General features: G+C 36.7%; 2 protein-coding genes. Both read left to right on the forward strand.

Annotated elements, in window-relative coordinates; all coding sequences use genetic code 11:
- Positions 1–788, forward strand: a 788-nt coding sequence (locus Z054_RS0127235; RefSeq protein WP_024773126.1) for a dihydrodipicolinate synthase family protein, incomplete at its 5' end; no start/stop codon positions are given.
- 84 nt (positions 789–872) lie between these two features.
- Positions 873–1,882 (forward strand): aldehyde dehydrogenase family protein (locus tag Z054_RS0127240; RefSeq protein ID WP_024773127.1); only part of this gene is annotated, 1,010 nt, incomplete at its 3' end.

Raw genomic sequence — 1,882 nt, forward strand, 5'->3', positions numbered from 1 at the left:
TGGGAGAGGCTAGTACCTTAAGTGATACAGAAAAGAGAATATTGGTAAAAAAGACGGTTGACATTGTTAATGGCAGAGTTCCTGTAATCATGAACATTGCAGAACAAACGACCAAAAATGCAATCGATGCAGCTGCAAAAGCTAAAGAAGATGGTGCTCAGGGATTAATGATGCTACCTCCAATGCGTTACAAAGCTGGAGATCGTGAAACAGTAGTGTATTTTAGAGAAGTAGCTAAGAGTACAGAGCTACCGATTATGGTGTATAATAATCCTGTAGATTATAAGATTGAAGTAACTCTGGATATGTTTGAAGAGTTATTAGAAATGGATAATATACAAGCTGTAAAAGAATCTACAAGAGATATATCTAATATTACACGAATCAAAAATAAATTCGGAAATCGTCTAAAAATCCTTTCTGGTGTGGATACCTTAGCTTTAGAAAGTCTTTTGATGGGAGCAGATGGCTGGGTTGCCGGACTTGTAGATGCTTTTCCTGCAGAAACTGTTGCTATTTACGAATTACAAAAAGCAGGAAGACTTCAGGAAGCACTTGAGATATACAGATGGTTTTTACCTTTGTTAGAGTTAGATATAAATGCAAAACTAGTACAAAATATTAAGCTTGCAGAAGTAGCTACAGGAATCGGTACAGAAAATGTACGTGCACCAAGACTACCACTTATTGGTGAAGAACGTAAAAATGTACTTAGAATTATTGAAAATGGATTAAAAACAAGACCTGCCTTACCAGAGTATAAAGAACTAAATGCTGTAGTGAGTTAGATTTTTTGCCCCCCTCAACATCTTGTTTTTATTTTAAGCAATTTTATTATTAATTCATTTTATATTAAAACCATTAATCAATATATGATAACTGGAAAAAATTATATAGGAAATAGATTATCGGCCACAGGTTCCGTTTCTCGTAAAACATTCAATCCAAAACTAAATATTGAGAACGAATACGAATTTTACGAAGCTACTTTAGAAGAAGTAGATGAAGCTACAGAACTAGCACATCAGGCTTTTAAAGAATATAGAAACGTTACAGGAGCTAAAAGAGCAGAATTCTTAAATGCTATTGCAGATGAGATTCTGGCTTTAGATGATGAACTGATTCAAGCATATACTTCAGAAACTGGATTGCCAGAAGGAAGAGCAATGGGAGAAAGAGGTCGCACAATTTTTCAATTACGTTCTTTTGCAGAATTGGTCTCTAATGAAGAGTGGCGAGAAAATACAATCGATTTGGCAGATACCAAACGAACACCTGCTCCTAAACCAGATATTAGAAAAACTAATATTCCTTTGGGGCCGGTAGTAGTATTTGCAGCCAGTAATTTTCCTTTAGCATTTTCAACAGCAGGAGGAGATACCGCTAGCGCATTGGCTTCAGGATGCCCGGTAATCGTTAAATCACATGCGATGCACTCTGGAACAGGAGAACTGGTTTCATCTGCTATCATAAAAGCAGCCGAAAAAACAGGAATGCCAAATGGAGTTTTTTCAAATATTACCGGAAGCGGAAGAGTAGTGGGAGCTGCCTTGGTAAAACATTCAAAAGTAAAAGCTGTTGGTTTTACCGGTAGTATCTCGGGAGGAAGAGCTTTATTTAATCTGGCAGCAAATAGAGAAGAACCAATTCCTGTTTTTGCAGAAATGGGAAGTGTTAATCCTGTAATTATTACACCCGAAGCAATTACCAAAAGAGCAGACGAAATTGCAACTACCTATGCTAATTCTATTACAGTGGGTACAGGTCAGTTTTGTACAAATCCAGGCTTGATCTTAACTATTGATAACGATAAAACAAGAAATTTTATCAAGGACTTAGCAGAAAAAAGTACTGCAATAGCTCCTCAGTGCATGCTGCACCC

The organism is Aquimarina macrocephali JAMB N27 (genome assembly GCF_000520995.1).
Classification (GTDB): Bacteria; Bacteroidota; Bacteroidia; order Flavobacteriales; family Flavobacteriaceae; genus Aquimarina; species Aquimarina macrocephali.